The sequence below is a fragment of the Hyphomonas oceanitis genome, assembly GCF_036964545.1.
Classification (GTDB): domain Bacteria; phylum Pseudomonadota; class Alphaproteobacteria; order Caulobacterales; family Hyphomonadaceae; genus Hyphomonas; species Hyphomonas oceanitis.
The window spans coordinates 944,432-966,305 of record NZ_JBALTL010000001.1 but is presented as its reverse complement, the minus strand read 5'-3'; the positions used below and the strand labels follow the sequence as shown (position 1 = coordinate 966,305).

Here is a 21,874-nt window from a genome sequence, read left to right as displayed (position 1 = left end):
ACGGTTCTGAGGGGACGGGCCGGTGGCAACACCGGCCTGTTACCCGACATTACGAAGGGTTCGACGGTTGCCAGATTTCTGAATGGGCGAGCTTCGACGCGGTGTGCGAGCTTGCAGACTTCATCGAGGAACATGGCGCGCTTGGCGCCAAGCTTTACAGCCAGTTCGGTGATGATCTTGAACAGGCGCGCGCCGCGTTCGAGGATTATGCCGGAGAATACCGCAGCGCGGCGGACTTTGCCGAAGAGCTGCACGACGAGACCGGCACAGCGATACCGGAAAGCCTCAAATACTATATCGACTGGCAGGCGCTCGCCCGCGACATGGCCCTCAATGGTGAGATCATGGTGTTCCAGACGGGCTTCGATGAAGTCCACGTGTTCTGGAGCCGTTAGAGATGGCTTTCACGGAACGCTTTGACACGTTCGTATGCGAGGGCGATTGCATCGCTTGCGAACAGGACGGGTTCCGGATCGTCGCGCGCATCGTGCGCGATGATAGTCCGGATGGGCCGGACCAGCGCCAGGACGGATTCTGGCCCTCGCTCTACAAGGATGCGCCCGGATTTATCGGCCCCGGAAACAATTTCCGGGAACGCTTTGCCAAGGCACAAGCCGAAGCCGAGGCGATCATGGAGGCATGGCGGGAGGATGACTGGTTCTATTGCGGTATTGTCCTCTCGGTATCTCTTGATGGTGTCATATTGGACGAGCACGCCATCAGCCTGTGGGGCGTCGAGGCCAATTATCCGGGTTCGGATAATGGACATCTGACGGACGTCGCAGATGACCTTCTTCCCGACGCTCTCGCGATCGGTCGCCGGGCCGTGCAGCGTCTTTGTGCGACCCTCTCGAATCTCGAGGCGCGCGCATGAGTGCGCGTCTGTCCTCTTCAATCAAATCATCAAAGGAGGCCCATGCAATGGCCCAGCCTATCCTCAAATCCTTGCCGCTGTCCGAGCTTCGGATTTCCAAACTCAACATGCGCCATAGCCGCAAGAAGCCGGACGTGTCCGATATTCTGCCGTCTATTCGTGAGAGCGGTATTCGCCAGACTTTGCTGGTGCGCCGTGAAAGCGATCATTACGGCGTCGTTGCCGGACGGCGGCGGTTCTTCGCCCTGAAAGAGATCGAGAAGGAGACGGGCAAACCGCCCATGGTGCCGTGCGCAATCATGCGCGAAGAAGACGCCGCCAGCGCCATTGCGGCATCCGTCATCGAGAATGTCGGACGCCTGCCAGCTTCGGAAATGGAGCAATACACAGCCTTCAAGCGCCTGCATGATGAAGGCCGTGCGGTCGAGGACATCGCCGCCTTCTTCGGGGTTACCCTGCTTTTGGTGCGGCGAGTTCTCGCGCTGGCTTCGCTCGCCGAGCCAATCCGCAAACTCTATGCCGAAGACGAGATCGACCGCGAGACGATCCGGGCGTTGACGCTCGCGACGCAAGACCAACAGGCAGAATGGCTTCGCCTGTTCGATAGTGAGGACGCGCGCGCGCCGATGGGCCGGAACTGCAAGGCATGGATCACGGGTGGGGCGATTATCACGACCGACAAGGCCCTGTTTGACTTGGCGGGCTATGAAGGCCTGATAACCGCCGATCTGTTTGGCGAGCATGGCGTGTTTGCCGACGCGGATGCTTTCTGGACCGCGCAAGCCGCAGCCGTCGCGCAGCGTATCGAGGCTTATCTCGCCGAAGGCTGGAAGGACGTGGTCTGCCTTGAGCGGGGGCAGTATTTCCAGCGCTGGGACCATGTGACCAAGACGAAGAAGGAGGGCGGCAAGGTGTTCGTCGAGCTTCGCCATGATGGCAGTGTGACCTTCCATGAAGGCTATATCTCACAGGCTGAGGCGCGGAGAAACGACAAGGAGAAGCGCGGCAGCGACGACCCTTCCTCAGCACCCGTCAAACCTGAAATGTCTGGCCCGCTTGCGGAATATATCCTGCTGCATCGGCATGGGGCGGCGCAGGCGAGCCTCGCCGCCCAGCCTGCTATCGCGCTGCGCCTGATGGTGGCCCATGCCATGACCGGCAGCGCGCTCTGGACGATCCGTGCGCATGAATGCAGCAGCCGGAAGGATGCCACGCGGGAGAGCCTTGAGGCATCGACAGCTGCCGCCGACATGGCGGCGAAACGGGAGCACGTTGCCAGCCTGTTTGCGGCATTGGGCGTCTCTGGAGAGGCCCGACGCAATGGCGACGCTTATCGCCTTTGCGAAATCTTCGCCGCCTTGCTCGCCATGTCGGACGCGGAAGTGGGTGAGGTTCTGGCCTTTACCATGGCTGAGATACTGGAAGCGGGCGGGCCGGTCGTGGAGGCCGTTCTGCACGTTTGCGAGACGGACCTGTCAGCCTGCTGGAAACCGGAACCGGCCTTCTTCGACCTCTGCCGCGACAAGCGGGCGATCAATGCGATGGTGGCCGATATCGGGTCTGAGTCTTTGGCGGCAACCTGCGTCACCGATACGGCCAAAGTACAGAAGGCGCTCATTGAGAGTCGGATCATTGGCAATGGATGCAAGCCTAATTCCGACTGGCGACCGGGCTGGATGCAGGTGCCGCCAGCCCGCCTTGTGGGCGCGGCAGGGTCTGCGCCTGCTGATGCATGGGCCCGGATTACAGGTCTTTTCGAGGATGGCCGAGACAATGCTCAGCCAGATGCGGAGACCTTCGCAGAGCCAGACACCGCTTGAGGATTCAGTCTCCTTTTCAGGCGGATCGGGAGCCGTCCGGTGCCAGGCATCGGGCGGCTTGCGCGTATCAGTCTCTCATGCGGATGCGCTTTTGGTGGGGGTGCTGCATGGATGAGGGCGCAAAAAAATCGCCCGTCTTTGGGTCTCGTCTTGCATCCGAACTGTCCGCCAGTCCTGTTCCATCCGTTTTGTGGCCTCGCGTATCGGACCCCTTGTTCCCGTCTCTTGCCGTGTGACCTGGACGACGCCTGCCGGGCTGTGAAACCGGCCCGGGCGCAAGAATTTTCCCCGCCGCTTTGCGGCTCCTCGCGCGTCAAAATTCAGCGCCAGGCCGGTGCTCCACTACGTTTCGCCCGCAAGCGGTTCAAACCCGTCCTGCGCCGTCCGGACGGTCCGGCGTCGACGGGGACAAGGGGTCCCCGAGACAAGAGCAAAAACGAAAGGAACGACACAATGGCAAACGCACTCGGATATGTCTCTGAGACCAAAACCGGCTTCGAAGGCGCCCTCGCAATGATGAACCTCACGAGCCCCATCCGCATCGAGAAGAATGGTGAGAAGGCCGCAGACGGCCAGCCAGACTACCGCATCTTCGCCGGAGACACCGCGACAGAAATCGGCGGCGGCTGGATGCGCAAGGCGAAAGCATCGGGACGCGATTATGTCTCGATCACCCTTGCAGACCCGCAGATCGGCCCGCGCAAGATCTACGCAAATCTCGCCCCGGTCAAAGGCAAGAAAGGCCGGCACGTGATCCTCTGGAACCCGCGGGACTAGGCCTCAATTTCATCGCCACAGAGCCGCTCCGGAGATCTTCTCCGGGGCGGCTTACGCGTGCCTGCGGCATGGTAAACTCGGCGGGGAAAAATTGCGGGGGCGCATTTTTCCTCTCAAAATCGGCGCAGCAAGCGGCATTCTGATCGCATCGGACAAAACCTCAGGAAAGGAGATACCGATGAATAAACAGGACAAGACGCTGCCCATGGCGGCCAATGACAATGACCTTTTCAACGTTGTGGAAGCAGCCGCATTCCTGCGGCTGAAGCGGTCGACGCTCGACCATTATCGCTGCGAAGGACGCGGGCCGATCTATCGCAAGCACGGCACCCGCGTTTTCTACACAAGGGCAAGCCTTCTCGCCTGGTCGGAAGCGCAGATGTTCTCGTCAACCTCCTCACGTGTTCAGCGCACGAAATGAGAAAAGCGCCGGCGATTGTCGCCTCCGGTGCCGTTCTGGTCAGCCTGACCGGTTTCATGTTCGATCCTCAGGCAAGGCTGATCTGGAACCGCACCGCTAGCGCGCCGGAAGGCCTCTACTGGCTGAGTGACGCCCCCTTCACCCACGGGCGATGGGTCGTTATCTCAGCCAGAAGCGGTGAAGCGGAATGGGCCGAGGCGAAGGGATTTGTTGGGCAGGACTGGCCACTGATCAAGCAGATTGCCGCCACGCCCGGCGATGAAGTCTGCAGGCATGGGGACCTCATTTCTGTGAACGCAAAGCACGTCGCGACAGCACTGTCTGTCGATCATCTGGGCCGCGAATTGCCAGCGTGGAGTGGCTGCGTCGTGTTGAAAGACGATGACGTATTTCTCCTAAATCCGCATCCGCGCTCGCTTGATGGCCGATACTTCGGCCCGACAAAACGCGAAGACCTGGACGGCGTTGCCGTCCTCCTCTGGAAAACGAATTAGGCTAACCCGGCGCAAGCGGGGTCAAGGCGATGCTAGCGTGAGCAAGGATCTGGAGAGCGGACCCGGTAGGGCAAGATTAAAGCTGTGGCACCAACCGCTGGTTAGTGCCTTGTCTGCACATCTGATTTTCGGTGCCTCTTGCAGGTTTTCGAGGGGCACAGGATTGACTGAGTTGCCTGAATCGACGGCGAGTCAGCAGGTGCACAGGCGATGAGCGCCGAGGACGATTTCACGCCGCGCCTGGGACGTATCCGGGATGTGGGCGCCGCAGGTGGCAAGCGGTTCCGGCAGCGTGTCGCGAAGGTTGCTGCCCGCCTTGCGAAACCGAAGGGAAAGCCAGGCTTTACCGGAAGCCGATATGGGCGCGGCGCGGTGGCCGGACGCATGGCGTCTGTCCGAGGCCTGCGGCTGCCCGGGCACCGCATGCGGCGTGTCATGGTCAAAGTGCATATCGCCCGGTCGAAATCCGGCGCCGGGCGCGCGGTCTTCAACGCCCATCTCAAATATCTCCAGCGTGACGGCGTAGATCGGGACGGGCGTGGCGGTGAATTGTACTCCTCACGGGAAGAGGGAATTGGGGCGCGGGAATTCCTTGAACGTAGCGAAAGCGACCGCCACCAATTTCGGATCATCGTATCGCCGGAAGACGGCGACCAGATGGGTGATCTCAAATCAAACATGCGTCAGCTAATGGACCGGATGGAAAGTGATCTCGGAACGCGCCTCGACTGGTTGGCTGTCGATCATCACAATACCGGCCATCCTCACACGCATATCGTCATTCGGGGCAAGGACCAGCTCGGACGCGATCTGATCATCGCCCGCGAATACCTGACACAAGGCCTGCGGCGGCAGGCGGAGGATATCGTTACCCAAACGCTCGGCCCACGCCGAGATCTTGAAATCATGCGAGCCCGTCAGAGCGAGATCAGCCAGGACAGATTTACAGGGATTGATCGTCAACTGCTGAGCGAGGCGCGTGAGGGGATTGTCGCGATCCCGCCACCCTCTACGAGTGCGGACCGGTTCCAGCGGTCGCTCAAACTTGCCCGGCTGAAGCATCTTGAAGGTCTCCGGCTCGCATCGCGGATGAGTGCCGGTCAATACCAGATGGAGCAGGGGTGGGCCGATACGCTTCGGCAGATGGGCCGCAGGGGGGATATTATCCGGACCTTGTCAGCGTCCCACACGCAGGCGCGGATCGATGACCTGAAGATGTTCGAGACGAGGGCGCCGGGCACGGGCCCCGTTCTTGGAGAAGTGATTGCATCAGGCCCAGCCGATGAATTGCGCGATACGCGATATTTGCTCGTGCGGGAGTTCGATGGCGGGACCTGGCATGTTGATGCAGCCGGGCTTGGTGCCGGAAGCATGCCGCCGAAAGGGGCGATTGTCGAAGTGTCGACCGCGATTAGCGAGCCGCGTGCGTCAGATCGAACAATAGCGAGGATCGCGGAGCGGTCAGGCGGAATCTATTCTGACGCGCTGCATGCTGCGGCGGAGCCGGGATCGAGCGCCGCCTATCGACTCGCGCACAAGCGGCGGCTGGAGGCGCTGAGGCGGGCAAGAGTGGTGATCCGGAGTTCGGATGGGTCGTGGTCAGTTGGAGCAGATTTCTTAGAACGTGCAGGTGGTTACGAACGAACACGCGCAGGCGGTGCTCAGATCGTAGTTCGATCCTGGATCAGTGTCCGTGAACAGTTGGAGAATCCGGGGGCGACCTGGCTCGATGCGCTCGACGATGCTTCAGACGGGAGAATGGGACAGGTTGAATTGGCGGCCAAGAGACGGGCGCGGCTGAACTTTTTGCGCGGGCAGGGGGTGCTGGCGCAGAGTGAGGCACGGGTCTCGGAAGAAGTATTGGTTAAGTTGAAAATGGAGGAATTACTCACGGCGTCGAAAGATGTGGCGCGGCGAACGGGGCAGGGCGCGGCTGAGCTTCAGCCTGGGGGCAGCTTTCGCGGGACGATGCAGACGACCGTCGACTTGGCGCAAGGGAGGATGGCGGTGGTCGGGAATGGGAAGGAGTTTGTGCTTGTGCCTTGGCGACGACAATTGGTCCAGCAGCTCGGACGGGAAATCGCGGTGTATCAAACGGCGCGAGGGTTGGAGTATTCGACAGCTCTCTCCCGAACAAAAGGCCTTACACGCTAGCTGATTGTTGAGCGACAACCATCATGGCCGGTAGCGACAGTGTAAATAGACATTACTTTTTTAGCACGAAGCAATACCCAATTGTTTGAGGGACGAAGTTTGCAGATAATTTCGAGCAGAAGACAGTTGAACTGTCAGACTACAATTCGTGGTGTCTATGTTTCCAGCGGTTTAGATCGCGCCTCATCACCTAAGCACCTGACCGGATACCAAAAAATCTTCCGAATCGGGACACCTTGAGGTAGAAGTACCGATAACTTTACAGTTTAGGAGGTAAACATGTCTGGAGGCGGAGGCAGTGGAAGTAGCAGCGATGATTGGCGTGCGCCGACCGGGGGGGGTGGAGGCGGAGAGAACGACAAGTGCGCTATCGTCGAGTTAACGGCACTGAACTCGCCAGTCGCGGCGGTCGTTTCGGCTCTTTCTGCAATGGATATCCTGCATATCGAGCTTGAAACAACTCCGCGTAAGCGTGTTGTGGCAAAGACCGCGGCCGGTCTTGTAGCGGGGGCAATCACTTCCCCAAAACTAATTGACATTATCGCGTGCCTCGAGAGCGGTTACTCCTACGAGGCCGAGGTCAAATCAGTTGTGGGCGGTCGTGTGGATATTGAGATCCGTCCGGCATGACACAAATTGATGTCGTTGGCGGTGTCTATGGAGAACGTTGCGCTTTTCCGGAATGGAATCAGATATTCGGGTCGGCAGGTCGTGCGGCGGCGGCATTGTCGGATCATGTAGACACTGTCAGACTACACACAGTCCTTCCGAGTGATGACCGTGCGGATCGGATACTAGCCAATCTTGATGCGTTTGGGATTCAAACTTTTTCGCATCCAGGCGATCAGCTTATTGGATTTGATTACATACACTGCTTGGCTGATCCCGCTATCAGTCCTTCACCAGATGCAATCGCTCGCCGTTCACCATTTGAGGTCGAAGCTGACATAGCGGTTTCGTTTGGCATGATGGAATGTGTTCCCAAGGTCCGCGCAGGCATGTGCGTATACGACCCTCAATCACCTACTAGTCCAGTAGGGTTTCGACACACGGGAGGTGAAGCTGAGCGGCTTGTGATTGTTGCCAACGCCCATGAGATTGAAAAATTGTCTGGCCTTCGAGGCGAGGTAGCAGCGAAAGCGGTGTTAGAAAGCGAGAATGCCGAGCTCGTCGTTGTGAAAAACGGATTATCGGGGGCGATTGTCATTGGCCGAAAAGGCGTGCTCGGCGAAGTCCCGGCCTACAAAGCGCACTCTGTCTTTACGATCGGCTCGGGGGATGTCTTCGTTGCTGCATTTGCTTATGCTTGGGCGATAGAGCGTTCAGAACCTGTTGATGCCGCCCGCTATGCCTCAAATGCAGTGGCAAGTTATGTCGAAACCCGCGCGCTCCCAATGATTTCGCCTGAAGATGCTGACGCTCATGTTCGTGACCCGGTAATTTTGAACAAGGGGCGCATATACCTAGCTGGTCCCTTTCGAGAACTCGGACAGCGAATTCTCATAAACGAAGCCCGTTCAATCATGAGGCAGATGGGCATGGAAGTTTTCAGTCCTGTTCACGATGTCGGTCGAGGACCTGCTGAAAAAGTGGTTCGGCTGGACTTAGAAGGATTAGAGACGTGCGACGCTGTCTTCGCGATTTTGAATGGTTCAAGCCCCGGAACCCTATTTGAAATTGGCTATGCGGTTCGAGAAAAGACGCCTGTATTCTGCGTTGCGCAGAATGTTAGAGATGTCGACATGAAGTTGCCGGTTGGCGCTGGCTGCACCATTCATCAGGATTTCATCAGTGCTCTGCATTTATTGGCGTGGCGGGTATGAAGACGGCTCTGCTCCTATCCGGAGGAATGGACTCTGTTTCAATCGCGTATTGGAAGATGCCAAATATTGCCATTACTATAGACTACGGCCAGAGGCCCGCTCCTGGTGAAATCAGAGCCGCATCGGCTGTTTGTTCGAGCCTGGGCATCGAACATCAGATATTGACAGTGGACATCGCCGCACTTGGAAGCGGCGACCTATCTGACCAACCACCGGTATCGGGCGCACCTGCAAGCGAATGGTGGCCCTACCGAAATCAATTCCTTCTCACCGTCGCAGCAATGCGATGTCACGCGGAGGGTGTGAATCGAATGATGATCGGTGCGCTAAAGTCAGATGGCTTTCATGCCGACGGGACTCGGGTCTTTGTCGATGCCATGAACGAACTATTTGCACTTCAAGAAGGAGAATTGGCTGTTGAAGCACCTGCTATCGGTTTTGATGCTGTTGAGCTGGTGCGGACATCTAAAGTGCCTATGGATATTTTGGCTTGGTCGCATTCATGCCATGTCGCTGAGTTTGCCTGTGGTTTCTGTCGTGGTTGTCGAAAACATTATGATACGATGGAGGCGGTGAATGGGTCCGCCTACTGAACCAACGCCTCGAGGCAACGTAACTCGGATCGTTGAGAAATCAGGATGGGAAGCCTCTTCTGAACTTCTCAGCGTGCGCGTGCCGTTTTCAACGGACAGGTATTTCGACGACGTTTTTACGGCCCGTCGGACGCGGCGAGTATTCGACCCAGTGTCGCTACGAGAAACACGTGGGTTCATTCAACACCTCTTCGCGCCGCAACTGATGGGAAAAAATGCACTCTCTGGACTAGCCCGAAAGGCATTTATTTCAGCTGGCGCATTGCATCCAATCGATGTAATTATTCTGTCTGGACCAGACGTCGACGCTCCGATCTTGTATTGTGATCGCCCGAACAAATTTGTTACGCTAAAGGTACTGAACCCGGCAGGTTTAGAAGAGGCCGTCACAGAAGCTCTGGCCATTCAAGCGAACGCCAAAGGACACGTAATTTTACTTGCTGGTGATCGCCGGGTTGTGTCGTCTCACTATCGTGAAGCGGAATCGCTCCTCTGGCGAGATGCCGGAGCGGCGTTGCAGTCTTGCTCACTCGCAGCTCACGCGTACGGTTACGGCTTTTGCCCACTCGGGCAGCTTGGCACGGGGGCGCTGCAGTCCTTGGGGCCACCACACGAGGATTTTGCGGCACTCGGTTTAGCGGTTTTCGGACGTTGACCCGTGTTCAGTGCACCACTTCTTCGCTTATTCGGGCAACGCGACCGAGCCGGCGCATGTAGTCCCACATGATGGCATCTACGAGGCTCGCGGGCTCTTCAATCGCAGTGCAAAACTCCAAAAACTTGCTTTCCATGAGGTAGTAGTGACGATTAGGGTCAGCGCTACCATCGTAGATACCCATATGCTTTCCTGCACGGATGATATGAACGTCAAGAATCGCAATATCATCCGATCCAAGATGATTTCTTACTATCCAGGAGGCTGTTTTAGGGCCAATGCCGTTCATGGAAGTTAAATGATCGCGTAGCGCCACTGCCTCCTTTGGAACATCGCGAGACGCTAGACTCGACAAGGCTGCGGATAGGTACCGCGACTTTTGCCTGATGAAGCGATATTTGCGAGCCTTACCTGTTACTAGAAACGGTTCGGAGAGCGCATCTTCAATTGCTTCAGGCGATGCTCGCCCATCCAACAAGCAACCACTTTTTAGCCTCTCAAACGCAGCCAGCCCCAACTCAGCGGGCATTCCATACCCTCCGAGCAAACATACTGCTACTTCTTCGAGCAGCGACCGCCCCAACTTGAATTGTGTATATCGTTCTGCTTCTCGTTGCATCTGGACTTGGTATTTCCAGAACGCTGCGGTGAGCAAGTCCTCTGCTCGGCCCCAGACCACACCAGGAAGGAGCTCGACTTCGGGTCCCGGCAGATTAATAGCCACTAATTCTGCACCGGTGTGTGCCCAAGCAGATTGCAAATAATTTGAATGATCCATAGCCGTGCGAATCATCATTTGTACCGAGAATCAATGGGAATTTTGTGCTTGGATTTATTGGGATTTAACGTTCCGGGTTTGATTCTGAAATGGACTCCTTTTGTGCCGCCAGCACGACATAAGAGACTTGTATGTGGTTCAAGCTGAGCCCACTGATCTGCGATCCGCTGGTCCCCCGGTTATCACGAGGGTGTGACCTTTCTTAGCTCTGAAACTCAAGTTTGGACAATTAAGGAGTAGAGCGTTCCGGCGTTGTCCTAATGCATTGGTTTGCCGGAATAGGCTTCGAGCGCCACTATTCAGGTTGTGCCGTGCACGTCATGCTCCAGCCCACTTGCTAGGAGCCTTCCATTGTCACCCACGAAAATCCTTCTGGGTCAGATCGTTGGCGTTCTTGCGATAGTTGTTGGTGCGACTTGGGCAGCTACGCAATGGGCAGCGGAGGCGCTGGATTTTCAGGCCGCTCTGGGGCGGCCCTGGTTCGTAGTGGTAGATCTACCTGTCTACAAACCCTGGCGGATTTATCAGTGGTGGTATGCCTATGAGGCCTATGCGCCGGATGTGTTTAACCGGGCAGGACTGATTGCGCTAAGTGGAGGCGGTCTGGGTATCCTGGCGGCAGTCATCGGATCGGTGATGCGCAGCCGACATGAGCGGAATGTCACTACCTACGGGTCGGCGCGCTGGGCGTTGGTTCAGGAGATGAAATCAGCCGGTCTCTTCTCGGACGCTGGAGTTTTTCTCGGCCGGTGGAAGGGGCGGTATTTGAGGCATGCAGGGCCTGAGCATGTCATGGCCTTTGCGCCCACGCGGTCGGGGAAGGGGGTGGGGCTGGTGATCCCGACGCTCCTGTCCTGGACCGGCAGCGCGGTCATTCACGATATCAAGGGAGAGAATTGGGACCTGACCTCGGGCTGGCGAGCGCTATTCAGCACCTGCATCAGGTTCGATCCGACCGATCCCTCGTCACCGCGTTACAATCCCCTGCTCGATGTGCGGCGGGGCGAACGGGAAGTGCGCGATGTGCAGAACATTGCCGATATTCTGGTTGATCCCGAAGGCAGTCTCGAACGGCGCAACCACTGGGAAAAGACCGGACATGCACTCCTTGTCGGAACTATCCTTCATGTCCTCTACGCTGAGACGGACAAGACGCTGTCGGGGTGTGCCCGCTTCTTGTCTGATCCAAAGCGGAGCTTTGAGGCGACTCTCACCGCAATGATGAGCACGCGGCACAAGGGACGTTCTGTGCATCCAGTTGTCGCACAGACGGCCAGGTCACTGCTGAACAAATCGGAGAACGAGCGCTCGGGTGTCTTGTCGACAGCGCTCAGTTTTCTGGATCTCTATCAGGATCCGGTCGTCGCGACTGTCACGGGTGCAAGTGATTGGCGCATTGCTGATCTTGTCGGTGCGGACCGGCCTGTTTCGCTCTACCTAGTGTGTCCGCCATCAGATCTGTCGCGCACCAAGCCTCTTATGCGCTTGCTACTCAACCAGATCGGACGAAGGTTGACAGAAGAAAAGCCGGACCCGGCACGACGCAAATTGCTCCTGATGCTGGATGAGTTTCCGGCGCTCGGGCGACTCGACTTCTTTGAGCAGACTTTGGCGTTCATCGCGGGGTTCGGCATCCGGGCCTACCTGATTGCGCAATCCCTGAACCAGATAGAAAAGGCCTACGGTCCCAACAATTCGATCTTGGACAACTGTCACGTACGCATCGCTTTTGCGACGAATGATGAGCGGACCGCCAAACGGGTTTCAGAGGCGCTCGGAACGGCGACAGAGCTGCGCGCGCAAAAAAACTATGCGGGGCACAGGCTGGCGCCATGGCTGGCTCACATGATGGTCTCGCGGCAGGAGACGAGCCGACCGCTTCTCACGCCCGGCGAAATTATGCAGCTGCCGGCGGCTGACGAACTGGTCATGGTGTCCGGTGCACCACCCGTCAGGGCGCAAAAGCTTCGATACTACGCCGATCGGAGTTTTGTTGATCGTGTCATTCCCCCCGCGCCCAGACAACTTAGTCTACGCTCTTCGTATGATGAATGGAGCGATACCTCTCTGGCTGATGCGAAGGGCGACGGTAGTCGGCGAAGTGGCGGTGAGCGCTCGGATGGCGGTTTGGAAACTGTTCCGGAACTTGCCTTGGCTCCCGAACTGCGCAGCAAGGACGTCGCCAGCGATGAACAGCCGGATCTGGAAGATACACAGGATGCCGGTGATGCCGATCACCTGGACGCGGTTCGCCGCGCCGTCGCCATGGATCGCGGCGACAAAGACATGCTGCCGGATTTCTGATTATGCCCAAACCGCGCGCCAATCTGAGACTGTCACCCAAACTGAATGATGCGCTCTGCGCAGCAGCGGAACGTCCAGGCGTGACGAAAACAGCGATCTTGGAAGCCGCACTGCAGCAGTTCCTGTTCCCGGAAGAGGATCGGGGGCTGGAAGCGCGACTTATCGGCCGCATGGATGCCTTCGATGCGCGGCAGGGCAAGATTGAGCGAGACGTCACTCTGACGATGGAAACACTCGCACATTACGTCTTCTATTGGCTCACGCGCACAGATCCGATTCCGGAAGGGGACCGTGATGCGGCTCATGCGCTCGGGCAGCGCCGGTTTGACTTCTTCATCGAACAGGTTGCCCGAAAAGTATCCGGGCAGGGTTCCTTGGCGGATCGCATTCCGTTGGAACATGACGATCTGGACTAGTTTAGCGATTAGGCACTCCGGCCGCGCGCAAAATTGACGATCATGTCCGCACTGAGATGGGTGTATCGCTTCAGCATTTTCCAGTCCTTGTGGCCTGTCACGAGCGCAACCTGTTCGATCTGGAGACCCGCTTCGAACAGTCGGCTGGTCCCTTCATGTCGAAGATCGTGAAAGTGCAGGTCTTCAATCTCTAGTTCCTGGCAGGCGCGGCGGAACGCTGTGCCAATCGAACGCGGATTGTATGGGAATATCCGGCCCTTGGTGGGCCGGGATGCGCGCTGTTCTGCAAGCAATGCCCACGCGTCATATCCCGCCAGGTCGACAAGCGGCACACGCTGGTCGTTTCCATCCTTGTTGCGAGGGTCCTTGCGGTCGCGGACAAGAACCGTACGCTTGCGCTCATCAATGTCCGACCATTCGATTGAGCAGATTTCTGACTGGCGCATCGCGGTAGCGATCGCGAACTTTACGATCCGGGCCATGGGTGACTTCAGGCGTTCATTGGATTCGAAGTGAGCAATGAGTTGGTCGAGTTCTTCCTGTGTCGGGCGCCGGTCACGCTCACGGCCCTTTCCGACAAGGCCGAGCCGGAAGAGAGCCACCCGCGCAAGATCAACTTGTTCGACTTGAAGGGGCACGCCGTGAACAGCGGTCGCATGCAGCATGATGGTCTTCAGGTAGGAGATGTCCATGGCAATGGTGACGGGGCCGGCACCTTCGCTCCGGCGATCCCTTGCGAACTCGATGATCCTCTCTCGCTCAATCTGGTTAAGGCGTAAGTGGCCGATATCGTCTCTCAGCTTGTTCAGGGAGTATGCCTTCGAACGGCGCAGCGGTTTGCGTACATCCAGCATGTCGGCAATGTGGAGATCGACGAGATCGGCAACCGTGTTTATAAGGTCCGGGCGGTGCTTGGAGACGCTTTCTCCACGGTCCACCCGGCGCTCCATTTTGAGTGCCCATTCTTCGGCGTCCTTGCGGCGCAGGAATGACTGGGAGACATACCGTCCTTTGCGGCGGACCTGTGCCCGCCAATTGCCGGAAGGAAGCTTCGTGATTGACGACATTTCGTGTGCGCTCCGTGTGCACAGAGGGATCAAAACCGGTACAAACGCGTGCAAATCAGTGCACACGAATTGCACACGTTCTCGTTATAGTCCTTTGAAACTACTGAAAAAATGAATAAAAATCAAGTACATAGATTTTCTGTCGCACCTATGATGGACTGGACCGACGCGCATTGCCGCGCCTTCCATCGCTGCCTGACAAAAAGCGCGCTGCTCTACAGCGAGATGGTCACCGCCGACGCCGTCATCCATGGCGACCCCGACCGCCTGCTGCGCGAGGATCCCGCCTGCCACCCGACCGCGCTGCAGCTTGGCGGCTCCGACCCCGCGAAGCTCGCGCAAGCCACCAGCATCGGCGCCAGCTGGGGCTATGAGGAGATCAACCTCAATTGCGGCTGCCCCTCGTCGCGCGTCCAGTCCGGCAGTTTTGGCGCCTGCCTGATGGCCGAGCCGGACCTCGTGGCCGAATGCGTCGCCGCCATGGCTGAGGCGGAGCCAGAGCTGCCCATCACGGTCAAATGCCGCATCGCCATCGACGATATGCCCGCCCGCGAAACCCTCTTCACCTTCATCGACAAGGTCTCTGCCGCAGGCTGCAACCATTTCACCGTCCACGCCCGCAAGGCCTGGCTGAAAGGCCTCAGCCCCAAGGAAAACCGCGACATTCCCCCGCTCGACTATGCCCTCGTCGCAGACCTGAAAGCAGAGCGCCCGCACCTTTCCATCACGCTGAATGGCGGCATCACGACGATCGAGGAGTGCCGCACCCACCTGAAAGTCTTCGACGGCGTCATGCTCGGCCGTGCGGCCTACCAGAACCCGTCTTTGCTGGGCGAGGTCGACGCAGCTTTCGGCTGGGCAGGCGCCCCGATTGTCTCGGCCCATGACGCGACCATCGCCTATATGCCCTATATGGCCGACCAGCTCGAACGCGGCACCGGTCTTCATGCCATGACGCGCCACATGCTGGGCCTCTTCAATGGCCAGCCCGGGGCCCGCGCCTGGCGCCGTGTCCTGTCAGAGCGCGCGCCCAAGCCCGGCGCGGGGCTCGATGTGCTCGACGCCGCCGTCGAAGCGATCACGGGGCATACGGTCAATCTCACCGAAGTCTGAAGCCGCCTCTCCCACACAGTCCGCGCCGCACCCTGCAGCGCCTTCGGCAAAAGCGCCCGCGTCTCTCCGCCCCCGCCACAATGCGCGTATAGTCTCATCCGTCGCCGGATTTCCTCCCCGGCGGCAGGTCCGGGGCACTTGCCTGCCCCACGCGGATGGGACGGCGGCCAGCTGTGCACGGCAGGGCGCAACACTATCCAATAATAATTGAACTATCAGCCTTGCCCAGGCGGCCCCGCCGCCCATCCGCAAGGACCTTGCAAGCAAAGCAAAAACCGGAAGGGCAGGGCCCTGCCCGGCTTTTGGTGCTGGGTGCTTGGGCCGCTCTGCCGGCTCGGCAGTCTAAAGCTCGGATATAGGATTGTTTGGCTGGACTAAGTGGCGCCCGCATTCTCGGGATCATCCTCAATGCCATCGAAGTACTGCGAGCGCTTGCCAATACCTCGCGCAAACTTTTTGATCCGTTTGTGTTGTATCGGGCGGATTCCTCTGCGTGATTCTGGTTCAATGCCCTCAAGTTGGAATATCGAATAATTTGCGAATGGGAAGCTAACGCCGTCCCATGGGGGAGTATAGACGTGTGGTCGCGTAAAATGCTCGTCCCCATCCTCATCGACCGCCAAGATGTTTTCGTATGGCAGAACCAAATACATTTCGAGCCAACCCTTGTGGTTTGGTGGCAGCGCGTTCCAAACACTACTTGCACTCTGACGGTCAGGAGCATCATACCGATCCCGCTCTGACCACGGGTCAGTGGAATGGTGGACTGGGCCGTCATTCATCCTTTCCGCGTAGTCCCATTCGCCCGTTTCCACGTCCAAGAATGCGAGGTGTCGGTGCCGCAGTACTCTAACCCCATCAGAGGCGCAGTCCTCTATCCTATAGACCTTCCAATGGCCCTGGCTAACGCGGTCCGGCCTGCTGATATCTAGGTAGGGATATCGAGAGTCTGCTACGTCGCGAATAAGCACATCGTCGTAAGGGTGCAGCACTTTCTTGCATTTTCTTTTGGTGGCGAGCTTTGTTCTAATCTCTGTCTTCAGCGACCGCTTTCGCGTTTGCAGTGAGATCCCATAGTACGCGAACAACAGACCGTCATTCTTGGGCTGGAATAGCTGATCCTCAAGCTCGCCACTGCCCCACAGGTAAGCCTCAGCTATGCCCTTTTTGCGAACAACCTCAAAAAACACCTTATGAGATGCCATCGTGAAGTTGCAGGCGGCGGCGAATATAAAGCCATGTATCGGCTCATCATCAGATACAATGATTGACTCGAGATATTTGCGAAGCTTTGCCGGGCCGATTGATTTTTCGCGCTTACACTGGACCATCCATAGACGGTCGCGTTGTGCGTCTTCGCCCTCAACCTCTTCTTCGCCGTCAGCAGACGCCACCTCTGGGCCTTGGGCGCCAACTATCTCGTAGCCCCGGGCATCAAAGCCTTCGTCGCCGCCGCCTCTGCCTGTGGCTTCGAGCTTTCGCCAAATTCGGAAGTCATAAGCGAGTTGCCGCACAAGGTCTTCAAATCGCTTGGGCTCCAAGTCCTCCGGGTGGAGAGGCCCAATGGTCCGCGTCGTTACAGGCTTTGCCATTTATGTCTCCGAGTATGACTCATCGACAATAGCGCAAATCACACCCCAATCGAAATCCGTGGTTAAAGAGTCTGATCACGACAGCTTTCTCGGACAGTTCGTTCTTCCTTTGTTCGTTAACGTGTGTTAACGCTTTTCCCGCTGACGGGGAAAGGCGCACATGGTTTGCCGCATTACGACATTTGCGTTCGAGGGCGTTGAGGCGCAGCCGGTTGATGTGCAGGTACAGCTCACCGGGGGCCAGCCTGCCTTCAACATTGTCGGCCTTGGCGACAAGGCGGTGACCGAGAGCCGCGAGCGTGTTCGCGCGGCGCTGGCCGCGCTCGGCCTCGCCATGCCGCCCAAGCGCGTCATCGTGAACCTCGCCCCGGCAGACCTGCCCAAGGAGGGCAGCCATTACGATCTCGCCATCGCGCTTTCCATCCTCGCCATCATGGGTGTCATCCCGCCCGACATGCTCGAAGGCCACGCGGCCATTGGCGAGCTGTCGCTCGACGGCCGCCTCGGCGAGACGCTCGGCGTGCTGCCCGCCGCCATGGCCGCCGAGGCGCTGGACCTGAAACTGATCTGCCCGGCCCCCTGCGGCGGGGAAGCGGCCTGGGCCGGCGGCAGCGTGCTCGCCGCGCCGAGCCTCATCGCCCTGATCAATCATTTCACCGGCCGCGCTGTCATCGGCCCGCCCGCCGCCGGTGTGCTGGCCGAGCCGCCGATGGGGCCTGACCTGCGCGACGTAAAGGGCCAGGAAGGGGCCAAACGCGTCCTCGAAATAGCCGCTGCGGGGGGGCATAACCTCCTCTTCTGCGGCCCGCCGGGGTCCGGGAAGTCCATGCTCGCGCAGCGCCTGCCGGGCCTCCTGCCGCCGCTTTCGGCGCGCGAATTGCTCGAAGTCTCGCAAATCCAGTCCATCGCGGGCCTCCTCGAACGCGGGCGCCTCTCGCGCACACGGCCCTTCCGCGCGCCGCACCATTCCGCCTCCATGGCCGCCCTTGTCGGCGGCGGCATCAAGGCCAAGCCCGGCGAGGTCTCGCTCGCCCATCACGGCATCCTCTTCCTCGACGAACTGCCCGAATTTCCGGCCCATGTGCTCGACAGCCTCCGCCAGCCACTGGAGGAGGGCGAAGCCGTCGTCGCCCGCGCCAATCGCCATGTGCGCTATCCCGCCCGGTTCCAGCTTGTCGCCGCGATGAACCCCTGCCGCTGCGGGGGCGGCCCGGGCGCAGCGGCCTGCACGAAGGGGCCGAAATGTGCCCAAACCTACCAGTCGCGCCTATCCGGTCCGTTCCTTGATCGCATCGATCTCTACTATGACACGCCCCCCGTTACGGCCGTCGATCTGGCCTTGCCGCCCGCCGCCGAAGGCACGGCAGAGGTCAAGGCCCGCGTCCTGAAGGCGCGCGACATCCAGACCGAACGCTTTGGCGAGATCACCAGCGACCAGCGCCGCCCCGTCAATGCCGATGCGCCCACCGGCGACATTGAGCGTCTCGCCGCGCCCGATGCCCCCGGCGCGGCCCTGCTTGCCGATGCCGCTGTCAAGCTCCAGCTCACCGCGCGCGGCTATCACCGCGTCCTCAAAGTCGCCCGCACCATTGCAGATCTCGATGGTGCGACGGGCGTGCGCCGTCTCCACATTGCCGAGGCGCTGACCTATCGCCGCCGCGCGCCGGGGCAGGCCGAAGGCGTCCAGGCCGATGCCCTTGCGCGCTAGGCGCATTAAACGAATGCTAAAGCCTTGAACCTAGGGTTCCTCCCTATGACTGACGCATCCGACACGCACAAATCGTCCCCTTCGCCCGAGGAAACCTTCCTCGCCACGGCGAGCCATGAGATTCGTACGCCCCTCAATGGCATTCTCGGCACCGTGTCACTGCTGCTGGAAACCGACCTCCAGCCCTCCCAGCGCGAATATGCCGAAGTCATCAAGCAGAGCGGCGCCCGCCTGCTCGAACTCCTGAACAATGTGCTCGACTATGCCCGGCTCGATGCTTCCGCCGTGGAGCTGGAAGCCGAAAGCTTCTGCCCCGCCCAGCTCGGCCGTGAAGTGATCGAATTGCTGAGCCCCCGCGCTCATGCCGCCGGGCTCGACCTGGCCACCCGCAAATCGCAACTGCCCATGCCGACCTATTCGGGCGACTCGGGCCGCATCCGGCAGATCCTGTTCAACCTGGTCGGTAATGCGCTGAAGTTTACGGAGAAGGGCGGCGTCCTTCTGGACATAACGGCCCTCGAGAACGGACTCGAATTCCGCATCATCGACACCGGCCCCGGCATCGCAAAGGACGATCTCGCGCACCTGTTCGAGGCCTTCCACCAGGCCGGCCGCGCCGATGCCTACAAGGATGGCGGCGTCGGCCTTGGGCTTGCCATCACCAAACGCCTGACAGATCTGTTGGGCGGCCGCATCGATGTGCACAGCCTGCCGGGCGTGGGCACGGCGTTCTCTGTTTTCCTGCCGCTGGCGCGCACCGGTGTGGATCCCGATGCGACCCATGTGAACCTCGGTGGCCGTGTGGGTCTTGTTGGCCTGCCGCTTGTCACGAGCCTCTCCATTGCCGCTGCGCTGGAGGAGGTTAACGCCGCGCCAATCCTCGTTGATCCGTCACGCGGCCAGTTGCCGGAAGGCGTTGATGTCATGCTGATCGGCGCCGACCTGCCGGAAGCGACCGTTCGGGCCTATGCCAAAATGGCGCCTGCGCTGGTCGTCCTGCGACCGGAAGACCGTGGCGCGCTGCCACGGTTCCGCTTGCTGGGCTGCGTCGGCTGGCTCGTGCGCCCGCTACGCACATCATCGCTGGCGGAACGTATCTTTCTCGTGCGCGCAGGCGGCGAGGCGCATGAAGAGGAAGAGGCGCAGACCGGCGCCGGCCACGTCCTGATTGCGGATGACAACCCGGTCAACGCGCTGATTGCACGCCGCGCCTTGGAATCGGCAGGATTTACCGTCACAGTCGCCTCGACTGGCAGTGAGGCACTGGAGGCCGCAGGCAATATGAACCCCGCACTCATCCTGATGGATCTGCGTATGCCCGTGATGGATGGCTTCGAGGCCATGCGCCAGCTAAGGGCAGGGGGCTCACGCGTGCCGATCATTGCGGTCTCCGCCGAGGTGAATTCCGATATCGAGCGTCGCGCCGTGGCTGCGGGCGCTGACAAGGTCGTGGCCAAGCCGCTGGACGCTGAATCCCTGCGCATGCTGGCCATCCGCTGGACGAGCCCGAAACGTCCCGCCGCAGGCGCCGCATGAGCGAAGCGGCGATCCCACCTCCGCCGCTGAAAAAACCGCCCCGCGCTGTGCGCGCCCTCAAGGCCCTGCGCGACAGGCGCATGGCCGCGATGGCTCTGTTCGCCTTCGCGGCGGGCCTGCCAATGGGCGTTACGCTGGGCCTGCTGAATGCCTGGCTCACTAAGCTCGGGATCACGCCGTCAACGATCGGCACGCTATCCCTGCTGACGCTCGGCTATTCCTTCAAATATCTCTGGGCGCCAATCTTCCAGACGGCCCGGCCTGCGCCGATCACCGGATTTCTTGGGGGGCGGCGGTCATGGCTCCTGCTGTTGCAGGGCGTCATGGTCATCCTGATTGCCATTTTCGCCTTCACGAACCCGGCGGCCAATATCGGCCTTGTTGCGCTGATTGCGCTGGCCATCGCGCTGATCTCACCGACGCATGACATCGTGCTGGATGCCTGGCGCATCGAGGTTGCCCGGTCGGACGAGGACAAGGACCTCATGTCCGCCCTCTACCAGTTCGGCTACAAGTCGGCGGGCTTTATCTCCGGCTTCATTGCGCTGCTGGTGGCAGCCCGTGCGGGCTGGACGGTTACCTTTCTGATGGTCGCCTTCGTGCTCGCTTTGTCGATGATCGGCAGCATCATTGCGCCGGAACCGGCCAGTTCGAAAAAGCCCAATGCCGACCGGCTCTCCTTCCTGCCCAGCCTGCCGCGCGGCGTGTCCGTGCCTGCCGTGACAGTCGTGTCGATCGGTTGGCTGATCGGCTTTGTCATGATCCTCACTTTCGTGATGCAGGCCCTGTTCTCGGCGACGCCGCCCTCCGGCGGTACATTTGTGCGCTCGGAAGGCCCATGGATTGTCGGGCTGACCGTGCTTGTGCCAGCGATCGTGTCAGCCATTCTCGTCTTCCGATTCGGGGCGCAGGCAGCTGAAACGCCAGTGCGTATTGCCAATGAGACGCGCGCGGATTCCGTGCTGCGCAATCTCTTCCGGGCGATCTTTGACCCGCTTATGGAGCTGATCTCGCGCCTCAAATGGGGCGCTGTTCTGGTCCTGCTTTTGGCGCTGACCTATCGCTTTACCGATGCCGTGTGGGGCGCTTTTGCGTATCCGTTCTATCTGGGAGACCAGTTCGGTGCGCTCGGCCATTCGCTGGACGATGTGGCCATTGCGTCGAAGTTCTTTGGTGTCATTGCGACCATTCTCGGGTCGTTGCTGGGGGCTGTTCTAATTGCCGTCCTTGGCCGTATGCCGGTCTTCTTCGTCGGTGGCGTTGTCGCAGCGGCGACGAACCTGCTCTATGCAGACCTCGCAGCGGGCGCCGTCGTGCTCGACAGTTTCCTGCAGGTATCTCATCTCGGCCCACCGCTCAGCGCGCTGGCGGACTGGGCGGCGAAGCTTTCACCCGATGTTGTCGCCGCAGACCAAGGCCAGCGCATGGCGCGCCTGATGGTCACCATTTTTGCCGAGAACCTTGCGGGTGGTTTCGCGCTGGTGGCGATCACGGCCTACCTGACGTCGGTGGTGAACCCGCGCTTTGCGGCTGTGCAATATGCGCTGCTGGCGTCGCTCACCATGCTGATCGGAACGCTGGGACGGCCATGGCTCGGCGAGATCATTGAGCGGCAGGGCTATTATTCAGTCTTCATGATCACGTTCTGGCTCGGCGGTGTCGCCGTCGTGCTGTCGATCTTTGAATGGATCCGTCAGGCCCGTGACACCAGTCATGCCACGAGCCTTGTTCTGGATCAGGACGACTAGG

19 protein-coding genes are annotated in these 21,874 nt (G+C 59.5%); 16 read left to right on the top strand and 3 right to left on the bottom strand.

The window, feature by feature from the left end; translation table 11 throughout:
* From V7651_RS04745 to V7651_RS04700, 10 genes are all read left to right on the top strand, one after another.
* The coding region (locus tag V7651_RS04745) for an antirestriction protein ArdA (protein WP_335612405.1) at window positions 1–395 on the top strand (395 nt) is incomplete at its 5' end.
* Window positions 396–397: 2 nt separating this feature from the next.
* Window positions 398–874 carry a hypothetical protein gene (locus V7651_RS04740; protein ID WP_335612404.1) on the top strand — a complete coding sequence of 159 codons (477 nt, stop codon included), beginning with the start codon at window positions 398–400 and terminating at the stop codon, window positions 872–874.
* A 47-nt stretch (window positions 875–921) separates the two neighbouring features.
* Window positions 922–2,694, top strand: coding sequence for a ParB/RepB/Spo0J family partition protein (locus V7651_RS04735; protein WP_335612403.1), 1,773 nt, complete (start codon window positions 922–924; stop codon window positions 2,692–2,694).
* Between the two features lie 453 nt (window positions 2,695–3,147).
* The gene (locus tag V7651_RS04730; protein WP_035535055.1) at window positions 3,148–3,471 is read left to right on the top strand and encodes a DUF736 domain-containing protein; all 324 of its coding nucleotides are present in this window, start codon (window positions 3,148–3,150) and stop codon (window positions 3,469–3,471) included.
* A gap of 178 nt (window positions 3,472–3,649) precedes the next feature.
* Window positions 3,650–3,892, top strand: a complete 243-nt coding sequence (locus tag V7651_RS04725) for a helix-turn-helix transcriptional regulator (RefSeq protein ID WP_241766843.1) — start codon at window positions 3,650–3,652, stop codon at window positions 3,890–3,892.
* Entirely contained in the window at window positions 3,889–4,386 is a 498-nt protein-coding gene (locus tag V7651_RS04720) for a S26 family signal peptidase (RefSeq protein WP_335593786.1), read from the top strand. The genes V7651_RS04725 and V7651_RS04720 overlap by 4 nt, the downstream gene beginning before the upstream one ends.
* A gap of 210 nt (window positions 4,387–4,596) precedes the next feature.
* Complete coding sequence (locus V7651_RS04715; protein ID WP_035535053.1) at window positions 4,597–6,540, top strand: DUF3363 domain-containing protein; 1,944 nt, start codon at window positions 4,597–4,599, stop codon at window positions 6,538–6,540.
* A gap of 626 nt (window positions 6,541–7,166) precedes the next feature.
* Window positions 7,167–8,363, top strand: a complete 1,197-nt coding sequence (locus V7651_RS04710) for a PfkB family carbohydrate kinase (protein WP_035535051.1) — start codon at window positions 7,167–7,169, stop codon at window positions 8,361–8,363.
* Window positions 8,360–8,956: a 7-cyano-7-deazaguanine synthase gene (locus tag V7651_RS04705; RefSeq protein WP_035535049.1), complete on the top strand. Its 597-nt coding sequence runs from the start codon at window positions 8,360–8,362 to the stop codon at window positions 8,954–8,956. The genes V7651_RS04710 and V7651_RS04705 overlap by 4 nt, the downstream gene beginning before the upstream one ends.
* Window positions 8,940–9,611 (top strand): nitroreductase family protein, encoded by a 672-nt coding sequence (locus V7651_RS04700; protein WP_156950335.1) that lies wholly within the window; start codon window positions 8,940–8,942, stop codon window positions 9,609–9,611. Before V7651_RS04705 ends, V7651_RS04700 begins: the two co-directional genes overlap by 17 nt.
* Window positions 9,612–9,618: 7 nt before the next feature.
* Here V7651_RS04700 and V7651_RS04695 read toward each other — a convergent pair whose 3' ends face one another.
* Window positions 9,619–10,407, bottom strand: coding sequence for an 8-oxoguanine DNA glycosylase (locus V7651_RS04695; RefSeq protein ID WP_084146070.1), 789 nt, complete (start codon window positions 10,405–10,407; stop codon window positions 9,619–9,621).
* Between the two features lie 333 nt (window positions 10,408–10,740).
* On the opposite strand from V7651_RS04695, the gene traG reads away from it, so the two are divergent.
* A complete protein-coding gene (traG, locus tag V7651_RS04690; RefSeq protein WP_035535047.1) occupies window positions 10,741–12,693 on the top strand; it encodes an IncP-type conjugal transfer protein TraG in 1,953 nt (650 codons plus the stop codon).
* Window positions 12,694–12,695: 2 nt separating this feature from the next.
* Window positions 12,696–13,109, top strand: coding sequence for a ribbon-helix-helix domain-containing protein (locus tag V7651_RS04685; protein ID WP_051624406.1), 414 nt, complete (start codon window positions 12,696–12,698; stop codon window positions 13,107–13,109).
* 8 nt (window positions 13,110–13,117) lie between these two features.
* Here V7651_RS04685 and V7651_RS04680 read toward each other — a convergent pair whose 3' ends face one another.
* A complete protein-coding gene (locus V7651_RS04680) occupies window positions 13,118–14,176 on the bottom strand; it encodes a site-specific integrase (RefSeq protein WP_035535045.1) in 1,059 nt (352 codons plus the stop codon).
* 111 nt (window positions 14,177–14,287) lie between these two features.
* On the opposite strand from V7651_RS04680, the gene dusA reads away from it, so the two are divergent.
* On the top strand, window positions 14,288–15,289 hold the full coding sequence (gene dusA / locus V7651_RS04675) for a tRNA dihydrouridine(20/20a) synthase DusA (protein WP_335612402.1): 1,002 nt from the start codon (window positions 14,288–14,290) through the stop codon (window positions 15,287–15,289).
* A 374-nt stretch (window positions 15,290–15,663) separates the two neighbouring features.
* On the opposite strand, the gene V7651_RS04670 is transcribed toward dusA, so the two are convergent.
* Window positions 15,664–16,881, bottom strand: coding sequence for a hypothetical protein (locus V7651_RS04670; protein WP_335612401.1), 1,218 nt, complete (start codon window positions 16,879–16,881; stop codon window positions 15,664–15,666).
* A gap of 160 nt (window positions 16,882–17,041) precedes the next feature.
* Between V7651_RS04670 and V7651_RS04665 the strand changes: the two genes are divergently transcribed.
* Genes V7651_RS04665 through V7651_RS04655 form a run of 3 tightly spaced genes read left to right on the top strand, consistent with a single transcriptional unit; the run spans window position 17,042 to window position 21,873 of the window.
* Complete coding sequence (locus tag V7651_RS04665; RefSeq protein WP_335612400.1) at window positions 17,042–18,589, top strand: YifB family Mg chelatase-like AAA ATPase; 1,548 nt, start codon at window positions 17,042–17,044, stop codon at window positions 18,587–18,589.
* A 45-nt stretch (window positions 18,590–18,634) separates the two neighbouring features.
* Window positions 18,635–20,125 (top strand): ATP-binding protein, encoded by a 1,491-nt coding sequence (locus V7651_RS04660; RefSeq protein WP_335612399.1) that lies wholly within the window; start codon window positions 18,635–18,637, stop codon window positions 20,123–20,125.
* Window positions 20,122–21,873: an MFS transporter gene (locus V7651_RS04655; RefSeq protein ID WP_335612398.1), complete on the top strand. Its 1,752-nt coding sequence runs from the start codon at window positions 20,122–20,124 to the stop codon at window positions 21,871–21,873. Before V7651_RS04660 ends, V7651_RS04655 begins: the two co-directional genes overlap by 4 nt.
* Window position 21,874: the final 1 nt, after the last annotated feature.

What these genes read in the sequence shown, in the direction of transcription:
- V7651_RS04725 (WP_241766843.1), top strand. Translation starts at nt 3,650, where the DNA reads ATGAATAAACAGGACAAGACGCTGCCCATGGCGGCCAATGACAATGAC.
- V7651_RS04740 (WP_335612404.1), top strand. Translation starts at nt 398, where the DNA reads ATGGCTTTCACGGAACGCTTTGACACGTTCGTATGCGAGGGCGATTGC.
- V7651_RS04665 (WP_335612400.1), top strand. Translation starts at nt 17,042, where the DNA reads ATGGTTTGCCGCATTACGACATTTGCGTTCGAGGGCGTTGAGGCGCAG.
- V7651_RS04705 (WP_035535049.1), top strand. Translation starts at nt 8,360, where the DNA reads ATGAAGACGGCTCTGCTCCTATCCGGAGGAATGGACTCTGTTTCAATC.
- V7651_RS04730 (WP_035535055.1), top strand. Translation starts at nt 3,148, where the DNA reads ATGGCAAACGCACTCGGATATGTCTCTGAGACCAAAACCGGCTTCGAA.
- V7651_RS04685 (WP_051624406.1), top strand. Translation starts at nt 12,696, where the DNA reads ATGCCCAAACCGCGCGCCAATCTGAGACTGTCACCCAAACTGAATGAT.
- V7651_RS04715 (WP_035535053.1), top strand. Translation starts at nt 4,597, where the DNA reads ATGAGCGCCGAGGACGATTTCACGCCGCGCCTGGGACGTATCCGGGAT.
- V7651_RS04660 (WP_335612399.1), top strand. Translation starts at nt 18,635, where the DNA reads ATGACTGACGCATCCGACACGCACAAATCGTCCCCTTCGCCCGAGGAA.
- V7651_RS04710 (WP_035535051.1), top strand. Translation starts at nt 7,167, where the DNA reads ATGACACAAATTGATGTCGTTGGCGGTGTCTATGGAGAACGTTGCGCT.
- V7651_RS04700 (WP_156950335.1), top strand. Translation starts at nt 8,940, where the DNA reads ATGGGTCCGCCTACTGAACCAACGCCTCGAGGCAACGTAACTCGGATC.
- V7651_RS04670 (WP_335612401.1), bottom strand. Translation starts at nt 16,881, where the DNA reads ATGGCAAAGCCTGTAACGACGCGGACCATTGGGCCTCTCCACCCGGAG.
- V7651_RS04680 (WP_035535045.1), bottom strand. Translation starts at nt 14,176, where the DNA reads ATGTCGTCAATCACGAAGCTTCCTTCCGGCAATTGGCGGGCACAGGTC.
- V7651_RS04695 (WP_084146070.1), bottom strand. Translation starts at nt 10,407, where the DNA reads ATGATGATTCGCACGGCTATGGATCATTCAAATTATTTGCAATCTGCT.
- V7651_RS04735 (WP_335612403.1), top strand. Translation starts at nt 922, where the DNA reads ATGGCCCAGCCTATCCTCAAATCCTTGCCGCTGTCCGAGCTTCGGATT.
- V7651_RS04655 (WP_335612398.1), top strand. Translation starts at nt 20,122, where the DNA reads ATGAGCGAAGCGGCGATCCCACCTCCGCCGCTGAAAAAACCGCCCCGC.
- dusA (WP_335612402.1), top strand. Translation starts at nt 14,288, where the DNA reads ATGAATAAAAATCAAGTACATAGATTTTCTGTCGCACCTATGATGGAC.
- V7651_RS04720 (WP_335593786.1), top strand. Translation starts at nt 3,889, where the DNA reads ATGAGAAAAGCGCCGGCGATTGTCGCCTCCGGTGCCGTTCTGGTCAGC.